Origin of the sequence: Vibrio sp. DW001, assembly GCF_029016285.1 — a bacterium.
In the GTDB taxonomy this organism is placed as follows: Bacteria; Pseudomonadota; Gammaproteobacteria; order Enterobacterales; family Vibrionaceae; genus Vibrio.
The window spans coordinates 3,255,068-3,275,903 of sequence record NZ_CP091975.1 but is presented as its reverse complement, the minus strand read 5'-3'; the positions used below and the strand labels follow the sequence as shown (position 1 = coordinate 3,275,903).

Annotated in this window: 17 protein-coding genes; 10 read left to right on the top strand and 7 right to left on the bottom strand. The window is 40.1% G+C overall.

The features are described from left to right. Nucleotides 1–153 precede the first annotated feature (153 nt). The 4 genes from L3V77_RS14945 to L3V77_RS14930 all read left to right on the top strand — a co-directional run bounded on the left by L3V77_RS14945 (nt 154) and on the right by L3V77_RS14930 (nt 7,083). Entirely contained in the window at nt 154–2,535 is a 2,382-nt protein-coding gene (locus L3V77_RS14945; protein WP_275134837.1) for a hypothetical protein, read from the top strand. A 114-nt stretch (nt 2,536–2,649) separates the two neighbouring features. After that, nucleotides 2,650–5,142: a PAS domain S-box protein gene (locus L3V77_RS14940; protein WP_275134836.1), complete on the top strand. Its 2,493-nt coding sequence runs from the start codon at nt 2,650–2,652 to the stop codon at nt 5,140–5,142. After that, on the top strand, nt 5,139–6,476 hold the full coding sequence (locus L3V77_RS14935) for a sigma-54 dependent transcriptional regulator (protein ID WP_275134835.1): 1,338 nt from the start codon (nt 5,139–5,141) through the stop codon (nt 6,474–6,476). The genes L3V77_RS14940 and L3V77_RS14935 overlap by 4 nt, the downstream gene beginning before the upstream one ends. A 262-nt stretch (nt 6,477–6,738) precedes the next feature. Continuing rightward, entirely contained in the window at nt 6,739–7,083 is a 345-nt protein-coding gene (locus tag L3V77_RS14930) for a DUF3316 domain-containing protein (protein ID WP_275134834.1), read from the top strand. Between the two features lie 68 nt (nt 7,084–7,151). On the opposite strand, the gene L3V77_RS14925 is transcribed toward L3V77_RS14930, so the two are convergent. The 6 genes from L3V77_RS14925 to L3V77_RS14900 form a co-directional block, all read right to left on the bottom strand. Next, nucleotides 7,152–7,685, bottom strand: a complete 534-nt coding sequence (locus L3V77_RS14925; RefSeq protein WP_275134833.1) for a type II secretion system protein — start codon at nt 7,683–7,685, stop codon at nt 7,152–7,154. A 79-nt stretch (nt 7,686–7,764) separates the two neighbouring features. Continuing rightward, on the bottom strand, nt 7,765–7,983 hold the full coding sequence (locus L3V77_RS14920) for a DUF6500 family protein (protein ID WP_275134832.1): 219 nt from the start codon (nt 7,981–7,983) through the stop codon (nt 7,765–7,767). A 342-nt stretch (nt 7,984–8,325) separates the two neighbouring features. Next, nucleotides 8,326–9,414 (bottom strand): aminotransferase class I/II-fold pyridoxal phosphate-dependent enzyme, encoded by a 1,089-nt coding sequence (locus L3V77_RS14915; RefSeq protein WP_275134831.1) that lies wholly within the window; start codon nt 9,412–9,414, stop codon nt 8,326–8,328. Beyond that, the gene (locus L3V77_RS14910) at nt 9,411–10,286 is read right to left on the bottom strand and encodes a phosphotriesterase-related protein (protein WP_275134830.1); all 876 of its coding nucleotides are present in this window, start codon (nt 10,284–10,286) and stop codon (nt 9,411–9,413) included. Before L3V77_RS14910 ends, L3V77_RS14915 begins: the two co-directional genes overlap by 4 nt. 47 nt (nt 10,287–10,333) lie before the next feature. Next, the gene (locus L3V77_RS14905; protein WP_275134829.1) at nt 10,334–11,752 is read right to left on the bottom strand and encodes a YhfT family protein; all 1,419 of its coding nucleotides are present in this window, start codon (nt 11,750–11,752) and stop codon (nt 10,334–10,336) included. Between the two features lie 3 nt (nt 11,753–11,755). Then, nucleotides 11,756–12,124: a DUF2620 domain-containing protein gene (locus L3V77_RS14900; protein WP_275134828.1), complete on the bottom strand. Its 369-nt coding sequence runs from the start codon at nt 12,122–12,124 to the stop codon at nt 11,756–11,758. A gap of 441 nt (nt 12,125–12,565) precedes the next feature. Here L3V77_RS14900 and yhfZ point away from each other — a divergent pair, with 441 nt between their 5' ends. The 6 genes from yhfZ to L3V77_RS14870 all read left to right on the top strand — a co-directional run bounded on the left by yhfZ (nt 12,566) and on the right by L3V77_RS14870 (nt 18,754). Beyond that, complete coding sequence (gene yhfZ / locus L3V77_RS14895; protein WP_275134827.1) at nt 12,566–13,477, top strand: GntR family transcriptional regulator YhfZ; 912 nt, start codon at nt 12,566–12,568, stop codon at nt 13,475–13,477. Nucleotides 13,478–13,487: 10 nt separating this feature from the next. Continuing rightward, entirely contained in the window at nt 13,488–13,841 is a 354-nt protein-coding gene (locus L3V77_RS14890; RefSeq protein WP_275134826.1) for a hypothetical protein, read from the top strand. A 58-nt stretch (nt 13,842–13,899) separates the two neighbouring features. Beyond that, the gene (locus tag L3V77_RS14885; RefSeq protein WP_275134825.1) at nt 13,900–15,039 is read left to right on the top strand and encodes a YhfX family PLP-dependent enzyme; all 1,140 of its coding nucleotides are present in this window, start codon (nt 13,900–13,902) and stop codon (nt 15,037–15,039) included. Then, complete coding sequence (locus tag L3V77_RS14880; protein ID WP_275134824.1) at nt 15,032–16,246, top strand: phosphopentomutase; 1,215 nt, start codon at nt 15,032–15,034, stop codon at nt 16,244–16,246. Before L3V77_RS14885 ends, L3V77_RS14880 begins: the two co-directional genes overlap by 8 nt. A gap of 2 nt (nt 16,247–16,248) precedes the next feature. Further along, nucleotides 16,249–17,037 carry a glucosamine-6-phosphate deaminase gene (nagB, locus tag L3V77_RS14875; protein WP_275134823.1) on the top strand — a complete coding sequence of 263 codons (789 nt, stop codon included), beginning with the start codon at nt 16,249–16,251 and terminating at the stop codon, nt 17,035–17,037. 482 nt (nt 17,038–17,519) lie between these two features. Then, nucleotides 17,520–18,754, top strand: a protein-coding gene (locus L3V77_RS14870) for an IS3 family transposase (RefSeq protein ID WP_275134822.1) whose coding sequence is annotated in 2 segments (ribosomal slippage) — nt 17,520–17,871 and nt 17,871–18,754 — 1,236 coding nt in all. Because the reading frame shifts where the segments join, the coding sequence is not laid out codon by codon here. A 64-nt stretch (nt 18,755–18,818) separates the two neighbouring features. Here the strand turns inward: L3V77_RS14870 and L3V77_RS14865 are convergent. After that, complete coding sequence (locus tag L3V77_RS14865) at nt 18,819–20,657, bottom strand: hypothetical protein (protein ID WP_275134821.1); 1,839 nt, start codon at nt 20,655–20,657, stop codon at nt 18,819–18,821. Nucleotides 20,658–20,836: the final 179 nt, after the last annotated feature.

Sequence of the window (20,836 nt, the reverse complement as noted above, 5' to 3'; positions counted from 1 at the left end):
TATCGATGGTTCTTAACGAAACGTTAAATATATTCGGTTCTTGAATAACTGAGCAGGATTACTTTGTATTAACTCTCTGTAATAAAAGAATAAAATGTTCCGGCATGCTTAATGCTTACTGTGTTGGTTACTCTGTACAGCAAGGATTCACTGATGCAAGTAACTGAAACACACTGTCCTACCGTCGACATGCCAAAAAACAAAAATATTACGCCAATTAGCACGCTTGTTGAGTTGCTAAATAGTGGTGATGAAGCGCAACGATGTTATAGCGCAAGAGCCTTAAGCCCTAACGCGTTGACGCCAGACACATTGCCGCTTGTGGAAGCTGTATTAAACGATAATCTTTATCACGAAGACCCAGACGTGGTGGTTGACAGTGCAACAACCCTTGCAAGGTTATCGATTGGCGACGTAATACGATTAATCGAAGTCGCCACGTTACACCCAGAGGCAGATGCAAGACTCGCGGCAATGGATGCTTTAGAGAATATGATTGAGAACCCGAAAGTAGAAGCATTGTTTATCGATCTGGCTACAGGTCGTGCGGCTGAAGATAGTTGGGGAAGCAATAGTGATTGGGACGACTGGTGGGACATTCAACTAAAGGCGGTAGCTAGTTTAGCCAAATATAGTAAACCAGAGTTTGTAGCAACATTTAAGCAAATACTCGATTTAGATCCAGAACCTGAGCTTGAGTCAAAACTGTATCAAGGCATCGTACGTCATGATGTTAGTTGGGTTATTGACCAGCTTTCAACGTCCTCTTCCGCTTCTAAACGAAAATTAGTCAAGTCGCTGACATTTAGTGAAGAGCCTATTGCCACCGTTTTTTTGTTTAAGCAACTACGCTCGGAAGACGCGGCGATAAGAAAGCTTTCGATAGAAGGTATTGCTCAAAAAGCAGCAAGCGAGTATTTCTGGGACATTGTTAACTGTTTACAAGACAGTGATTTTAGCGTTCAGAAAGCCGCAACCCTTGCCTTGACTCAATTTAGTTTAGCGTCAGATATAGACCAAGACAGACTGATAAACTATATAGAACGTGCTGAAATAAACGCTAGACCACTTTTGTTTGAGTTACTAAGTAACTCTGGTGCATTAACAGAAGAAAACACCTATAGAGTGTTAGAATTATTAGTGGTTTCGACATCACATTCACTGCTTAATATTACCAACCTTTTACTGGTATCAACACTCACCGATGCGCAAACAGAAACGCTACTCGAACTGTACAAAAATGCAATGAAATCAAGCGAATCAGAGACGGCCTCTTTAACCGCATTGATTCGTCAAGCCTCAAAAATAGGCGGCTACGAAAAGTCGTTATTGACCGTGCTGCAAAACTACATCACACGGATAGATGAACAGACGCTAGAATGCCAATACAACGTGAGTATTAGGCAAGCGGCTTATGACGCACTTGCTGGTTCCGAATACCCTGCTTGTAAACAGTTAATCAAAACTGCGCTATTTGGTGTCGATGCTTACGCTAATCCAATTGACGTTGAGGTTGTCGAATCGCCCGATGAACTTGATGTTAGCGAAGAGGAAAATGTTTCTGATGGTGTTGTGAAAGAAGAAGCACCATCTGAAGTAGAGTTGGCGTCATTGCTGAGTCAATACGAAGCAAAAATTGATACGCCACTCAATGTCGTGAACACACCAAACTCTACGTTGGGGGCCATTCAGCAAGCCAATATAGAGTCAGAACTCACCCCGGATAAAGATGAACCAGAGCAGCAGCAACGCATTGTTGAAATGGTTGAAGGGTTGGATTCTGAATTAGAAGAGTATGCACAGTTGGTCAAAGATAATTTTGATAGTGCAGAGAAGCTTGATTTGAATCGTCGAAAAATTGCTAAGTTGCCTTCGTTATCAAATAAAATATTGGCACTTAAATCTTTAGGGTTATCACATTCGGAAGAAAGCGCTCAATGGCTTGTTGTCTCGGTTCTTGGTGCACAGCCCAATGAGTTAAGAGAAATATTTCAGTCGCTTAAACGTATTAAAATGGCGCGCCCAGAGAGTAAAGAAGTCAACAATGGGTTAGGAGCCGCAGGGAACAGTGTCTATCATGGTGATGACTTAACCAAGCAATCCGCCATTAGTTTGCTGGCAAATATGCCTGCAAGCAAAGCGATTCCATTACTGCTTTACGCTTTGACAGACAAGAATGAACACGTTCGTCTCTGTAGCCTCACTTCTTTGGAAGCTCATATGTCCAAGGTGAAACAAAATCAGAGAGAAGCCGTTTCATTCGTGATCAATAAATGCCTAATGGATCCTTCTTCTGGAGTGAAAAAGCAGGCTCTTAAACTTGCCGCACTCAATAGCAATAAAGTAGACATTTCGCTCACCAGGTTGATAGAGGTGGCCATAAATGATGAGGCGTGCCTTAAAGCTGCGGAATTTGTATTGTCAAAAGAGGAATGTAATGCAGACGCGATTGATATTTTAGCGAATCGCTTACTCTCACTCAGAGATCATCATCAACCAAATGCAATTAAACTTATGGGCGCTCTGATGGAGTAAATGACTAGGGTCTGTACGTATCATTTTGTTTTTGTACGATGAAACGCACAGACGATTTGTTGTAACTTGGTTTATATTGTTATTCTTGTTAATAAAAAGTAAATAGCGATTCTTATGGAAAACGAGAACATTCTTCCAGGAAAACGAGTTTTTACGACGGAATTGCTGTTGTGGTTATTGCCTGCTTATCTGGCCTTAGCCATCGTGATGAGTACTCATTATATTCTTAGTATCGATAATGATGAGCAGTATGCGCTACATAATGAAAGAGTCATCGTCGATTTAATCGAAGAGGTGTTAGGTGAAACGCTGACACGCATGTCAGCTGATGCAAAAAATCTCTCTTATGTGTCTAGTCAGATCGTTTCTAGACACCCAGATCCCTTGCAGGATCTAGAACAATATTTTATTCAAATGAGCACAAACAACCAAAACTATGACCAGATACGCTATGTGGACATTGACGGATGGGAGCGTCTTCGAGTAAATAATATCAATGGCGATATTTCCATTGTCGGCTCCAAGGAACTGCAAAACAAAGCACATCGATATTACTGGCAATACTCTAATCAGTTAGCGAAGGGGCAGGTGTATATCTCGCCTATGGATCTGAACGTAGAGGGTGGGGTAATTCAAAAGCCCTTAAACCCTACGATTCGAGTTGGAACACCTGTATTTACAGCCAAAGGTCGTCGGATTGGGGTGATTATTCTTAATTATAAAGGTACACAATTAATCAATAAACTGTTTACCGTCGCGCCGAGTTTTATTAATCACGTTTATCTATTCAATCCCCAAGGTGTTGCGGTTATTCACCCAACGGACAGTGGGGATGTGAGTTATGCCATCGATACAAAAAATGACATCCCATCTCGTGTACTTGACCAACTAAGCACCTTAGATAAAGGGCAATTATTAGACCACGAAAACTTTTATACTTTTGCACAAGTACTGGCACCGAATAATGGTAAGTGGACGATTATTTCCGAGTTTCCAGAGAGTCGATTTAATCTCTCTCGAGTGGCATTTGGTGAAAAATATACGTTTATTTATACGGTTTTCTTTGTTGTTGTGGGTATTGTGGCGTTCATCTTTAGTCGATATCGAGTTCAAACCCGCTATTTAACTTATCAACAACAGTATGAGCAGCAATTCCGGCATACTCTGGAGAACATTCAATTAGCGGCTGTTAGCATCAATCGGTCGGGAATCATTACTTTTTGTAATGATTATTTTTTATCTTTAGTCGGTTATCAAAGAACCGAGGTCATAGGACACTCATGGATAAAACGGTTTATCCCGGATGAGTTACAATCTCAAGCTCAAGAGGCATTGGACGAAACTATTCGTCAGCAAACGCATCAACCTCAAAGTGAAAGCGTGGTATTAAGTAAATCTGGTGAGGTTCATCTGGTTTCTTGGACATCAACCTTTACTGAATCTAAAGAGAAAGCGGTAACCTTAACGCTTCTAGGTGAAGATGTTACTGAGCAGAAAATGGCGCAGGATCAGTTGCAACAACTTAGTCATGCGGTAGAAAGTAGTCAAAGTTCAGTCATGATCACAGATTTGGAGGGACGTATCGTTTACGTGAATCCGGTTTTTTGTGAGCTTTCTGGATACAGTAGAGAGGAGGTGATGGGAAGAGCACCCAGATTTCTGCAATCGGGTGAAATGGAATCAAACGAATACAATAATCTATGGTCGATATTAAAAGCGGGTAAAGAGTGGCGTGGTGAATTCCACAACCGGAAAAAAAATGGTGACCTGTTCTGGGAGCGCGCTCGTATATCTCCGGTAAAAGATATCGAGAATAGAACGCTATATTATGTTGCTGTTAAGCAAGACATAACAGAAGAGAAGCGGTTGGCTAAAGAGGTTGAGAGGCAGACCAATGAACGTATCCAACACGAGAAATTAGCAGAAATTGGCAAAGTGGTAAATATGATAGCGCATGACCTGAGAAACCCACTTAGCTCAATAAAAATGATACTTCAGATACAAGAAAGAAAGAATAAAAATGAGATGTTTGAAATATCTCTTGAGCAAGTCAGGTATATGGAAGCGATATTGGAAGAGTTACTCGCTTATTCTCGGCCAGACCAGATTCAACCACTGTGGTTAGATATAAATAAAATAATTGATATGACCGTCGCGAGCCAACAGAAACTGGCAAAAGAGGCGTGTGTTTCAATTGACGTAGCATTGTTACCGAACTTACCAACGGTCTATATCGATCCAATAAAAATGCGCCAAGCGATTCAAAATATATTGATAAACTCTATCCAAGCCGCAACGGGTATTGAAGGGGGGAAGGTCAAAGTTCTGTCTAATATCCTGATTACAGAATCAAACACGGAGCTGATCATTAGTATTGAAAATAATGGTGAATCTATCGATCCTTGTATGTCTGATAAGGTGTTTGAACCGTTCTTTACGACGAAAGCAAAAGGAACTGGACTGGGGCTTTCAATAGTAAAAAGAATAATAGATAGCCATGAAGGTCAGATTCAGATTTCGCCGATTATCCCAATGGGCACAATGACCCGCGTCCGGTTACCCACGGCACCAAAACAGATGCCGAACGAAGGAAATACGATTCAATGAATAAGATGTTAATTGTTGATGATGATAATGGAATAAGCCGTACGCTCCAGCTCCACTACCAATCTTTATCGTTTGATGTCCAAGTTGCAAACTGTGTAGATGCAGGTGTTGCAATGGCAAAACGGTTTCAACCAGACGTCATCATTCTCGATATAAGAATGGAAGGTAAATCTGGACTCGAAGGGTTGCCAGAATTTAAACAATGCTGCAGAAACGCCAGAGTGATAATGATTACTGCTTTTCACGATATGGATAGTACTATTGAAGCGATGCAACAAGGTGCGGATGAATACATCCATAAACCAATAGATATAGATGAATTGGACAGTGCGGTAACGGTGGCGATTGAATATCAAGCATCAAGTCATCAAAATGCCGTACTGATACCAGATACCTACGGAAACTCTATGGTCGGTTCATCGAATGCGATGAAACAGATATATAAAACCATCGGCAGAGTTGCTCATACTAATGCATCAGTCATGATCACCGGAGAATCAGGGACAGGCAAAGAAATGGTTGCCAGAGCCATGCACAATGCAGGAACAGTGAAAGATGCGCCATTTGTTGCTCTTAACTGTGCCGCTTTAGTAGAGAGCCTGTTGGAATCGGAGATGTTTGGACACAAGAAAGGCGCATTTACGGGGGCGTTTTCTGATCAAATTGGTAAGTTCGAGATGGCCAACGGTGGGACACTTTTTCTCGATGAGGTAGGGGAGCTATCACCAACTATTCAAGCTAAGCTGCTTAGAGTACTGCAAGAAAAAGAATTTATCCCAATTGGTAGCAAACAGTCGGTTAAAACCAGTGCGAGAATCATCTCGGCGACCAATATTGATTTCGAGACCAGGATAAGTCAAAAGCAGTTCAGAGAAGATCTTTTTTACCGATTGCAGGTCGTTCGAGTACATTTACCATCATTGCGAGAAAGAAGAGAAGATCTCGATGAGCTGATTCCGAGCTTACTTGCAAGGGCAAATAAAGAGCTTGGAACAAAGGTGTCTAAGGTGGCCATTGAAGCAATGGATATGCTGCGACAGTATGATTGGCCAGGTAATGTAAGAGAACTTGAGAATACGCTTACTAAAGCGGTGGCACTGTGTCCGGGTGATATTTTAACGGTTGAATTGTTCGAGGATATTCGCAGTGTAGAGGTAGAGAAAACAACAGAAACTACACAACATTCTAGGTCGTTAAGTTTGGAAGAAATCGAACGAGATCATGTACAAAGAGTACTCGATGACGTCGATGGTCATAAAGGCAAAGCCTGCGAGGTACTGAAGATAAGCCGGCCTAGGTTACAACGTATTTTAGAGCGTGTAGAGGCTAAATAGCGAGACGAAAAACGCTGACAAGGTCAATACCATTGCTGGGAAGTTCGTACTTTATTACACCTATTTATGGCGTATCCTATTGACCAAATATGGAATTCGGAAAAACTTTCATTTTATTGATGCTAATTCGCCCATGATGAATGGTGGTTTTGTGTGATGAACGTCACATAAAAATAGTGTGTAATAGCTTCACCGAGTGGGAGGGGCTTTCACCCCAACAAGCAGTCACTCATTTTTAACAGACACTTTGAGGGTAAATAAGATGAAAAATTTAACTATTTTAGCAGCAACTGTATTAATGAGCGCATCAGCATTTGCCGGCAATCAAACGGTTTATAGCGAAACAAACCTATTAACAGCGGGTTTTGAGTCTAAAGCGGCTGCGTATGAAGCAGGTTTTGATTATGTCGATGCACTAGAAACCGCATCCCATTCTGAATTGCATTTCAAACTGGCACCAATCGGAGAAAGCAAAGTAACTAATCTTAAAATTGACGACACGGTTGTTAATATTGAAGAATTTTCTGAAGTTCGTGGTGAAATCTCATATCGCGCTATCGTAAATGTTGATTACCATTTTGATTCTCGCGAAGGCAGAAACGACTAATCTCATATTGTTTTAAACGTTAAAAAGCCAATAGATTCTGATCTGTTGGCTTTTTTGTATGTGAATGTTTAGCAACCATCAGTAGTGGATATAATAGTGGCGGAACTCGTATCTATCCACGTTCCAGAAGTGCTGTCATATTCAGAAGCGGTGGTATATGTCACGTAACACTGTTCATCGATGCTAGAGAACCCACTCGGTAGAAAGTAGAATATATTCTGACTCGCGTAGCCATACCAGTCCGAATCGTTGTCGGTATTACAGGTAAAGCTAAAATCGAGAGAAACCCAATATCCCATGTCTTCTATGAAATTCGCGCAATCTGATTTTACTCTTGGGTATCCTGCTCGCAACGAAATATCTTCTGTACCGTCATCGTTTACATCAAGCTCGGCATTGCCTGTATCTAAACCATCTACCGCCGCTTTGGAATGAACTAATGAGGCCCCTGAATTTAATGCACCAGTTAACGCTTGTACGCTAGCTATTCGTGCTTCAGTTTGAAGATTTAAAAATCTTGGCGCGGCGACAACGGCTAGGATACCGAGTATGATAATCACGACGACAAGTTCTATGAGTGTGAAACCTTGTTTGTGTTTCATTTTCTTCCTGATTCTGAATTTTTCTAATAATATCAAACGTATTGTATTGAATTATGCATGCATTGAAAACCAAAGATCATTATTGACCGGATTCAACCATCGCAATGATTTTTTTGGCTTTTTCGAAATGGTTTAGTTTATGAGTTTTAATCCACCATGTAGCCGCTTCCATAAGTAACTCGGGGTCATCATTTTTATTGGCAAAGAAAGCATAAAATGAAACGCCCACCACATCGCCTTTCTGTTCTATTTTTTTGTTGCAAACGGTTATGACTTTGTCTCTTAATGATTTACGCATGCTTTTCCTTGATCAATGATGGGAACCAGGTTCACACTACTTATAGTTGCCACTATAAACAACAAAAATAAGCTGCTTCTAAGTGAGCTATTGCCTTTGGTGTTGAGTGGAATGTTACGAGAAAATAGGCAATGAAGGCATGGAATTCAAGATCAAAAGTAGTTTTGTAAACGTTATATAGAGCTGGCAGCGGTAGTGAGTTTGATGGAAATGGCTATTTGAAAAATAATATTGGACACTCTCGTTAATTTGACGTCATCAGTTTAACGAGAGTGTTATAGATCAAGAAATCAAGTGGCGGTAACGCCGTGTCTTTCTTATTCGATTAGTACTTCCCTGCAATTAGTTTATTGCGTTGACTGCTTCATCTAAGATGCGAAGAATCGTATTATGTCCCGCACGATTAGGATTAATTCGGATCATTCTTTGTTTTAACGTTGGGTCAGATTTAATAAAAGTGCCAGAGACACGATAGAACAATGGGAGCAGTTCATACTTAGATTCAGCCCCAACCGGATTAGGCAATCCCCCAAGTTTTTCTGCCGCGTGTGTTACCAATTCAGCGATATTTTCATTGAACTCAACAAGAAGAACTTTGGATTGTGCATTAGCAAGAAATGCTGTTTTCACATAAGGGTACTGTTCGGTATTCAGTATTTGAACTAACGCTTCATTGACCTCTGATTGTATTGCATGCTGCACGGGTGCAAATGTCAAACCTCTCAATACTTCTTGCGCTTCATGACCTTGAACCTGGCAGCCACCAGAGTAGTTAACTCTGCGTACATTATCTATAACATCCTTAGAACCAACAATAACACCGACGCCTTGGGGGCCAAACAACTTAAAGGAACTGAATGTAGAGACAGTCGCGTTTAATTCAGATCCTATATTATTGACCTTCATTACGGCATAGTTGTCGTCAATCAAGGTTTCAATATTATATTCATTTACTAATTTAATCGTGGTCTCTAGGTTGTATGAGTCATCTGGTTTTTGTCGCGTATGTTGAATAAGGCAAAGATCAATATCGGTACTCGCTAACATCTTCTTAAGGTTATCAAAATCATTAAAGTCAGCGCGTACAACATGTAATCCCATGGCCTCAATATTGACTTCTGTCGTTGGGTAGATAGGAGCGTCGTGGACTAAGATCGTCCCTCCAGATTTGATCATAGCAAATAAACAGGAACGAATTGCGCCAGTACCTGCACCACGTACTAGCATGGCTGATTCTGCATCAAAAAAATTGGCGATGACCTTTTCAATTTTGCTTGTCATTTTAGGTCGATTTAAACCTGGGACAACACCAAGGTCACCCATCGATAAGAAATCTGATCCATTAAATTCTTGAGCAATACAATCAACAAGTTTGAATTGTTTTTCCTTTGCCTGTTCTAAAGCAATCGACTCTAACGGATATGTTTTCATTCTTGGACACCTATTAATCTATTTGGATTTTTTTCTAAGATTTGAACAATGTTTTTTTCAGACACACCTAGTTCATATAACTTGGGAATAAAGCTATCAAATAAGAAGCAATAACCCACACCCCCAAACTCTTTCATATGTGATTTTCTAGTAATATCCATCGACATGAGAATTTGATCTTGATAGCCTTCATGGACCAAATCACTTAATATTTTAGCCCGTATTTCGTCGCTTAAATAGGACACTTTACCAATGGTATCAAATTCTACATTTACGCCAGAATCTAATAACTTTCGTATATAATCAATGTCTCCAGATAAATCGACATGACCGATAATAACGTTAGTTAAATCAACGCCTTCATCTTTAAAAATTTCGATTTGAATATCACCTAACGTGCCTAGTGATGTATGGGTGGTTATCACGACGCCTGTTTCTTTTGATGTGATTGCGGAAGCTCTAAAAACTTTTTTCTCAGTATCGGTAAAAAGGTTGAGGCTGGAGCCTATTTCACCGATCAAATCCGCTTTTCTATTTGTCCCGTCAATGCCTTCAATAATTTCTTGTGTCATATAGCGAGATAGATCTTCTATTGAACAAGAGTGTACCCATTTTGGAAGAAAGGGTTCCTTATAAAAACCAGTACAAGAGACAATGTTTATCCCCGTTTCCTGTTGAACTTTTTCGGTATATTCAATATTTCTGCCAATACCAACGTTCGTCACTTCAACAATTCGGTTAACACCTTTTTCTTTAAGATCTTTTAATTCTCTTACGGTTTGTTCATAACAGTTAAGTAAACAATCTGAATCATTCTTAACGGCTGACAGATCAAGGTGAATATGCTCGTGCATCAAGGTAAAATTATTCATACATTTCGCCATAAAAAAGCCCACAGAGTTGTGGGCTTTTAAGAAAGTTACAGTCCGAAAAGATATAAGATGTTAGCAAGAATACCAACACAGATAACACCAACAGGACCAATTGCCATCGCAACCAATGGTTTCTTCGCAGTGCTATTTAATAGGAACAGGCCAATAATTAGCATTGCACCGATACCCGGGTAAATAGCATTACCAGCAATAATACCGCCTGCAAGTAAAGATATTTCAAGCATCTTAGTAATGGCGGTACGAATATGATCTGCACACGCTTTAACTGCAGGGAATTTATCAAGTGCATGGGCAATACGCTCAAGCAGGGCAATTTCACCGTACATAATGATACAACCAAGGAAGAATGCGACGATTTCAGCCACCACTGGTGGTAGGAACATGCTGGATCCAATACCTGCAACGAAAACGAATTTCATACCTTCTGGGCTATAAACACCGGTGGTAATAGCCGTTGTACCTACTAATGGTACAAAGCTAATGGCGCGAGCCAATGATACAAGAAGTGCGGCTTGGAAGGCTGCTGAAGCGACGTCGGAATCAGTTGCATTCAAACCATCTTGCATCAATTGAATAGAAACAGGACCTTCAGCAAGAAGGTGCATTCCAACCGTGGCTGCAACAGCTGTTAAACCACCACTAAAGACTAAGTACCAGCGGTTATCTTTGATGCGCTGAATACGTTCAGAAAATAAGCCAACGAGTGCAGCATTTGCTCCCGTATTGTTTTCTTTATTCGTTTTATCGGTGATAGCGTAGTAGAACATCATGCCCATACCCATTAGTAACGCCATACCATCGCCACTAACTTTAAAGATTCCGCCTTTTAATTCTTTGGCTACGTCAGCGATACGAACAATACCTTCATTACTTAGATAACCGTAGGTTTGGAAAATAACATACGCAATAATAGTCGCGAATAATGTAATAAAGCCTTTTTTATACCCATACTGATAGGCGACAACCACCGCAGGGAAAAGAGAAAACGTGACAACAACTAATGAACCTACTTTACCTAGGTTGCCCAAAAAGTTCACTGGAAGTTGGTTGAAAAATGAGACAATTGATTCCAGACCAAGCAAAATACCTATGCCATATATCGCGCCAACAGCAGCTGAAGCATAAAAACCTTTCTTAGAATCCGGACACGCTGTACCTATAATATCTGTGCCTAACAATAAAGTGTGCACTAGGATGATCGGAAGACCAATTGAAAAGGGAATACCAAATCCAATAATTAAACCAAAACTTAATGCAAAACTCGTCGCAGCAAGTGCTTTACGAGACAGACGACCTTCAATGTATTCTGGCATGACGGGACGCAAACCATCATGGAATACGGCTACGCCACGGTTTACTAACATTGCTGATACCGCACCAATAACGCCCATCAGAATAATGGCTGGAATGCTGTACGTTGCAATCGCAGCTTCTAAGACACCCATAACTTACTCCTTGAATTTAAGAATTGCTGGCACCAAAATGGGCAAAACAACATCAATATCCTGACCTGTAAAGCCAAAAGCAACGACACCGTCCGATATCATTTTCGTCATTTCTTCCGTGGGAATAATTTTCCCCGGCATTCCTACCGTGCCACATTTGTTAAAACCAATAAGCGCTATCGCCATCGCTAATGCACCGCCAGCACCAGTATTACATGCGCCAAAGTAGTAATCAGCTTGACCGTTTTTAACGGCTTGTGATGCTTCAATGTCACCCATAACGTCAATCGTAATATCCGTGCCTTGGACTAAACCCTCAAGCGCGTTACGGATAGCATCACGTTCGATTTGACCACCAACTACAAATTTCATATTTGTCCCTTTATTTAATTGATTAAGAATCACGATGCGTTACACAACTATACGATCCTTCATACTTAAGAAAACGATGACGTTTCCCTATTCAAAAACAGAATAGAACGAAAAACCTAGCATGTTCATTTTACTCGTTATTTTTCTAACCAGAGTTTCTTCATCTTTAATATTCAAAATAATGAAGATTAAAGATGAAGAAACGACGTGAATGAGAGAAAGATACATCTAGGCACGACTTGTTTGAAGTAAAATTGATTATAAATGAGAGGCTCATCATAATGTTGGTTGTAACGTCATGAATTTTAAGAGTATTGATATTTATTGGTTCAGTGGATTATATAGATTATGTGATGTACGTCTAATCTTACTAACATTGGCTATTGCACTGAAGACATTAAACCTTAGAATAAATCATCAATTTTGTGATGATTTGTGGATATGAGCGATAAGTTTTTGATGAAGAAAGGCACTGCGGTACGAAATATCGCACGCCATTTACTTAAAGAAGAAGTAGGTAATCGGTTAGAGAAAGTGAGCACATTAGCCGAACTTTACGGTGTATCTGTAGGTTACGCGACAAAAGCTATTCATTTGATTGAATCAGAAGAAGCGGTATTCCTACACAAACAAGGTAGGAATGGCACGTTCATTACTCAAATGAATTATAAAAAACTTCTCCAACTTGCGGATATAGGCAACGTGGTATGTGCAATGCCATTACCCTATACCAAGCATTATGAAGGGTTGGCTGGAGGATTAAAAAAACAAATCACTTCATTTCCATTTTACTTCGCTCATATGAGAGGGGCTGGAGTAAGAGCCGAGTGTTTAGCCAACATGACTTATCAAATGGCCATTATGTCTAAGCTTTCAGCGCTCTCTTTAGAAGACAAAAGAGAGCTAAAGATTGTATTGTCGTTAGGGACAGAAAGTTACACTCAACGTCATCTTTTTATCACTAAGGAAAACGCGCCACAAAATGATAATAAACCGTTGAGAATTGGGGTCGATAGTGACTCGCCTGATCAAATATTGCTAACCAATGCTTATTTTAAAGACAAAGAAATTGAAGTTATAAGTGTGCCGTATAACGAATGTTTAAATGCGATAGAAACCGGTTTTATCGATGGCTCGATTTGGTGCCCCTCTAACATCAGTGATTTATCGGCCAAGGGACTCACCCATATCACTTTAGATATTCCAGAGTGTGCTCAAGCATCAGAAGTGGCTATTTGCATTAATACTAAATCCGAATATCTAGAAAAATTAATATCAATGCAAATCAACACACAAGAACTACTTGAATACCAACAAAAAGTAATAGCTGGCAAGTTAATTCCCAGCTATTAATGGAGTAAATATGAACGAAAGAATGACAATGCTGCTAGGCGCTAATGTTATTAGTCAATATGCACATGATGCAACCTTACAGGCTGTGAACATCTTAGTTAAAGAGTGGGATGTGGACACCTCTAGCGAACAGATTCAAATGGCTATGACGCACTTCGCAAGAGCGGTTGATCGAATTCGATCTGAAGACGCTATCAGCGCTGGTTTAGATGCGGATATTCTTGATGAAATACTCACTGATGAGAAATATCCTATTATTGTCGAGATGAATAACCAATTGTGTCACGCAGCAGGGTTATCTCATGTACCAGAATCGGAGAATAGCTTCTTTCTTAGCAACCTCTATTCTATTTTATTAAATTAAGTACCTATTTTTTTTACATTGTAAATATTCAAAATATTGAATTAATGGTAAGTAACTGATGTTTTTAGACGCCCTTGAAAAACAAAATTCTTCGTTAATTAATGCGGCTATTGCTTTGCACGCTAACGGCGAATTATTGCCCGATTCATACATCATTGATGTAGAACAATTTAGAAATAATGCTTTAAAAATCAAGCAAAAAGCCGATGCGTTGGGCATTAAACTGTACTGCATGACAAAACAATTTGGTCGGAACCCGTACTTGGCTAAGTTATTAGAGAATATGGGATTTGAAGGCGTAGTTGCCGTCGATTTTAAAGAAGCAAGAGTACTTCATAAATCTGGAATCAAGATCAGCCATATTGGTCACCTTGTCCAACCACCAGAAAGTATGTTGCGGGAAATCATTCGCGACATTCAACCCGAAGTCATCACCGTGTATTCCTTGGAAAAAGCGCAATCCATCTCGAAAATTGCGAGTGAACTAAATATTAAACAGCGTATTCTTGTCAAATTTTATGACAAGGATGACCTGCTCTACATCAACCAAGAATCTGGCTTCTCATTGTCAACTATGCCTGATGTTCTCGCTAAATTAAGCAAGCTGGGAGGACTGATAATAGAAGGAATCACTCACTTTCCTTGCTTTTTACATGATGGTAAAAGTGTTAAGCCTACCAATAATTTGAAAACATTACTTAGCGTGAAAAAAAACTGGCCCAACTCTATTCCATTGAATCAACTAAACATGCCGTCGTCAACGTGCTGTGAAACGCTTCCAATGATTCATGAGTTTGGCGGGACTCACGGCGAACCAGGGCATGCACTCACAGGCACGTTTCCCGCAAATACAGACGGCTCTCAACCAGAAAAAATAGCGATGTTGTATTTGTCAGAGGTTTCGCATCACTTTGCTGACAACTCTTACTGTTTTGCTGGTGGGTATTATCGCCGTGGTCATTTAAATAAAGCACTTGTAAATGGTGAGAAGGTTTTGGTCTCCAATGATGAACCAAGCTCAATCGATTACCACCTGAAGTTATCAGGAAAACATGCTATTGGTTCACCGGTCATCATGGCATTCAGAACCCAAATCTTTGTAACGCGATCGGATGTGGTTCTTGTTGATGGTATCCAAACGGGTTCACCTAAAATTATTGGACGCTACACGGCTTTGGGAGATCCTATTAATGAGTAGGTTTATTGTGGTGGTGCTTGACGGGTTTGGTATTGGCGAGATGCCCGATGTCAAAACGTCTAGACCTCAAGATATTGGCGCGAATACGGCACATAAACTGTTGTCTGCCTTTTCAACAAAAAAGTTGCCAACATTGGGTAAGCTAGGGCTCAATAATATTGTTCAATGTCGTCGCTCAGCTATTCCATTCTCACAAGGTGCAAATACAGGGAAAATCCAACTAAAACACGAAGGTTGTGACACCTTCGCTGGCCATCAAGAATTAATGGGGACAAAACCGAAATCTCCTTTGGTAAAGCCTTTTTTTAATGCCATTGACCAGGTTGAAAAAGCACTCGTCTGTGAAGGATATGTCGTTGAACGAATCGCTAGAGAGGGGGCTGAACTTCTGCTTGTTGATGGTTGCGTTGCGGTTGGCGATAATTTGGAAGCAGAGTTAGGGCAGGTCTATAACGTGACGGCTAATTTCAATCATATAAGCTTTGAAGCGTTGCAAGTATTGGGTAAGGTAGTTAGAGATAACAGCTATGTTGCCAGAAATGTGGTGTTTGGTGGCTATTTAGATTCCAACCAAAATTTGATCAATGCAATCGAAGTTAAAGGGCAATGTATAGGTGTCAATGCACCCAAGTCTGGCGCTTATGACAATGGATTTCAGGTCGTTCATCTCGGCTATGGTGTCGATCATTTGGTCCAAGCACCAGAGATGCTTCATCAACAAAATATCAAAACGACACTTGTCGGAAAAGTGGCTGATATCGTACAAAATCCGCATGGCATAAGCCATGACAAGATCGTTGATACTGACGATGTTTTCTCGACAAGTCTTAAGCAGATACGAAATAATCCGCAGGGGTTCTTCTGTATTAATGTTCAGGAAACCGATCTTTCTGGGCACAAACAGAATCCAGATTTATATTGGCATACATTAGAACGGGCAGACTTGGGATTAAGTAAAATCATCAATCTCATGGCAGACGATGATCTGTTGATCGTCACGGCAGATCACGGGAATGACCCATACATAGGGCACTCCAAACACACTCGTGAGTATGTGCCACTGCTCGTTTATCAATCCGGATTAGATCACCGAAACTTGGGCGAACGAACAACACTCGCGGATATTGGCGCTACCGCCTGTGATTTTTTTAATGCTCAACCGCCACAATATGGCTCTTCATTTCTACCAAATTTAATTGAGGCGTAACAATGAGATTTATTCCTTTAGACAGCGGTGAGCAGGTTGCTCAATGGTCTGCTCTTTATATTATTAACAAAATCAATGAATTTGGTCCAACCCCTGAACGCCCATTTGTATTAGGGCTTCCAACAGGAGGAACACCTTTAGCCACCTATCGCTGCCTAATTGATTTATTTAAAGCGGGCGAAATCAGTTTTGAAAATGTCGTTACCTTTAATATGGATGAGTATGTTGGGTTACCTCAAGAACACCCAGAGTCATATCATTCTTTTATGTACAAAAATTTGTTTAATGACATTGATATTAAGGAAGAAAACATCCACCTTCTTAACGGTAATGCTGCTGATCTAGAAGCGGAATGCTCTGCATATGAAGACAAAATTCAATCATTTGGCGGAATCGATCTTTTCCTTGGTGGAGTTGGCGTTGATGGTCATATTGCTTTCAACGAGGCTGGCTCATCGTTGTCTTCCCTTACTCGTTCGATGAAACTGACGCATTCTACAAAAGAAGCGAACTCACGTTTCTTTGACAATGATGTAAATAACGTCCCTGATTATGCATTAACGATCGGTGTGGCTACGTTGTTGTCTGCAAAAGAAGTGATGATTCTTGCTTCTGGTCATAACAAAGCGCTTGCTGTCCAGCATGCCGTTGAAGGTAACATTACTCATATATGGACAGTCACCGCTCTTCAATTACACAGGCACGCTATTATTGTTGCCGACCAATATGCACAACAGGAATTGAAGCTAAAAACTATCAAATATTATCAAGATATTGAGAGTTTTTCTTAAGCGCCAGCTGTTCGAATATCTTTGTAGTATTAAGCGTAGTGTGTGACGTTTTTGAACAACATAAATATATATAATTCCGCAGACCGCTCAAGACGTCCTTGTACGCTTATCAATGGGCATCCCTGCCCATTGCTCTCTGCTCCACTACATTCATATTGTTAATTAGTTACCTTTCGGTTTTGTATGGTTTATTTCCCTTTGGCTTCTGGACACAGGTATTTAGGATGAAGACCCACTAGATGCGGCGGCTAGAGTGGATGCTTGGGCGGCTTGTTGGGGGATTCGTCAGTTCCAACGACGTAATTAACCATCAATGCATACAATTACGCACACTATTTTACTTCTATTTTTTGTCAAGTGCGTGCACTCTCACGGAACTAGTTAATGTGTAGTAAAATTAAAAGCCAATAAAAGGTATATTTTTGGCTTTTATTAATAAGATGTCTCGTCCTGAAATGTGTTTACACATTGAGGACTTTAAAATGGACAATCCAACACCCAACCGAGCTCGACGCTCACAAAGAGATTACTCATTAGGCTTTAAATTGGCAGTAGTCAATCAAGTTGAAAAAGGCGATTTCACCTACAAGCAAGCTCAAAAATACTATGGCATCCAGGGGCGCAGCACCGTGCTCGTGTGGTTAAGAAAGCATGGTAAACTAGATTGGTCGAAACCAATTTATGTACCCAATATGCTTAAATCAAAAGAGACTCCAGCTCAAAAAATCAAGCGCCTCGAACGTCAACTAGAAGAAGAGAAAATGAAGAATATCGTCCTCAATGGGATGGTTGATATCATGGATAAAGAATACGGGGCAGGTCTAAGAAAAAAGTACTTATCCGAACCCTCTGGCAAGCCAAAGAAAAGGGACAAGTAAAACTCGCTCCTGCTTGTCGCGCTCTAGGGATGACTGCTCAATGTGTTTATCAAGCGATCAAACGGATACAAAATAGAGCTAAGAAACTCGAACCTGTTCGAGAGTGCGTGATGTACTGGCGCAAATATATGCCACGAATTTGGGCTAGAAAGCTTTACCAACTAATTAAGCCAGAACTGGAAAAACAAGGTATCAAGCTTGGTAGGGATGGGTTATTTCGTTACTTAAGAGAACAAGGAATGCTTGTCCAACCTCGTAAAAGTTATACGAAAACGACGAATAGTAACCACTGGATGCGCAAGCATCCGAACTTACTTAAAGAGCATTCCCCCAAAACACCTGAAGAAGTATTTGTTAGCGATATTACTTATGTGGAATCAGAGCAAGGAGTACATTATTTGTCTTTGGTCACTGGTGCTTACAGCAGGAAAATAATGGGATATGAATTAAGTAACGAGATGAAGGCAACAGATGTCGTCAAAGCACTGAATATGGCCGTCAAGAATCGGCAATACAGCCGTAATGCCATTCATCATTCAGATAGAGGACTACAATATTGCTCTGGTGTTTATCAGACAGCATTGACAAGAAGCGGAATTAAGCCATCGATGACAGATGGGTATGACTGTTATCAAAATGCCCTTGCAGAGCGTATAAATGGCATACTGAAACAGGAGTTTTTGTTGTACAAGTGCCGAGGACTTGATGAATTAAAACTGCTCGTTGATGAATCAATACAGATATATAATGAAATGAGACCGCATTTAAGCTTGGGAATGGAGACACCAAACGAGGTGCACAAAAAAGGTCAGAGCGAAAAGCTTCTGACCTTCTATTAAAACCGTCAACGTATTTTAGGACGGGACAAGACTATAAATATCTAGTTTTTATTTCATATGAGTTTTAAATAGACTTCGATATCAAATCAGCCTTCAACAACCCGCCTTTAGTTAAGAGTTTTGCCGAAAAGTTAGGGTTTCGCCTCTGCTTGTAAGCCGCTAAAATTTTCTGTAAACCTTCCGCTTCCAGTAAAGAAATATTAATTTCAGTATCCATATCGGCAGCATCAACAAAATCATCGGAAAAAGCGGGAGCAACTATCAATACTTGAGCAACACGGTGCCCGCTTGCCTCACAACGCTTTACATAAGCCTTAACTTGCCTTGATGTTGATGAGTACTTAGCAAATTGACCATTTTTGAATGATTTAGCTTCTCCAATGATCACATCGTCATTTTCTAGCGACACGATAATATCTGCCTTGTCTTTAGCAGTATTGATATCCTTTCTTAGGTCTTCATCTACGTTCATACCTAATTGTTCCAGTATGGAGCGTGTAGCTTCTTCAAACTTGATTCCTATATCTGCTTCTTTGACATCGACACCTGCTGAAATTAAGCCTTGTAGGTCTCTACAAGCGAGTAAGTGATAGTTTTCGATTAACCTATCGTTTGCACTAGCGAAGCTATCGACAATGAGTAACCTAGGATTTCTTTTTTTCGATAAGTTCATTTCATTTCGAATATTTTTAATTTCATCATTATTGTAAAGATAAAGGATATCAAACGGTGTGATACCAAGAGCCTTAAGTTTTTCAGGGTCTAGAGTCTCTTTATTCTCAATTTCAAAGTCAGCTCTTAAACGTTCTTCAACCGTTGGATTGGTCAAAGAAAATCTTTCCAATAACTCTTTATAACCACTCACGCTTAAAGTATTGAATTCTTCTTCTTCACTTTCTTTCAAGCAATCAATTAGGACATCAATCCTATCTTGTAGCCGTGTTCCGATTCGCTGAATATTTAGACTCATATCCTCAATTAATTGTTTGATACGATCTTTGCGTTGATTTTGTGTTGAATCATCAGCGTGTAGGTCTGTGGAGAGGATACTTCGAATAGATAAACCAGAATGTGCAATTACTGATATCTTCTCTTGTCGACTCACTCCTCTAATCTTGTGCCCATGATTTTTGAGAATATGAGACAGTTCTGCATCAGATAGAGATCTTAAAATTCTAAGTACGTATTTATCAGGGAGTTCTTTTCCTTGAATTTCATGAAGTATGTTGACAACTTCGTCGGCTACCATTACCTCAGAACGACGCCTATTCACAAGAACAACACCACTCTCACGCAAATATTCAAGTGCGCTTTCTATACCTAGTTCAGGTATTGGGTCGATGGCGTGTTCAATGGCGTGAACTTCTTCTCTTGATAAATGTAAGCTTTCTGATAGAACGTTTAAGATTGTGCGTTCATCTTCAGATATTTTTGCTGCTCGATTAGATTTGAGATCGTTGTTAAATGCTGCATCCACGCAATCACGATAAATCCTAAGTCTCCCAATAAGCTCAAAATCGACAGATTCAGCTTCTGTGATGCTTTTAATGATTTCCTGGCTAAGGTTATTAATCTCGTTGTATTCTTTTGTATACAACGATTCAATCCACGGGACGGTGGCAATACAGTTACCGTCGCGAGATAGAATATTTATGAGTAATGATACTTGTGGACCACCGAGAGCAATCTGTTCTTGAATAGATTTTTTGAAATGCCTTTTAACCAACCCAAATAATTGGGTTATCTCATTCCCAGACGCAGCTTTTAATTGACCATCAATTTTGTCCAGCTGGATAGATAGTGCTTTGTCGTCTTTAGAATCCTGACACAATTTATCTATGCAATTTACGAACTTTGAGCGTTCGACTTGATTGGTATGAGATAATACTTGATTCAGCTTCATTGACGTTGTACCTAATTTTATTATTATTAGTTCTAGCATACTCCACATATTGAGTATGAAAACTTACTAATATAAAAACGTTAAGTGTGTCACTAGTTGAGTATTAGAATACCGTGCGGATTGAAGAGCTTATATCAAGTGTGTGGTGGATTTGGAGAGGTTTGATAGTTGGCGTATTC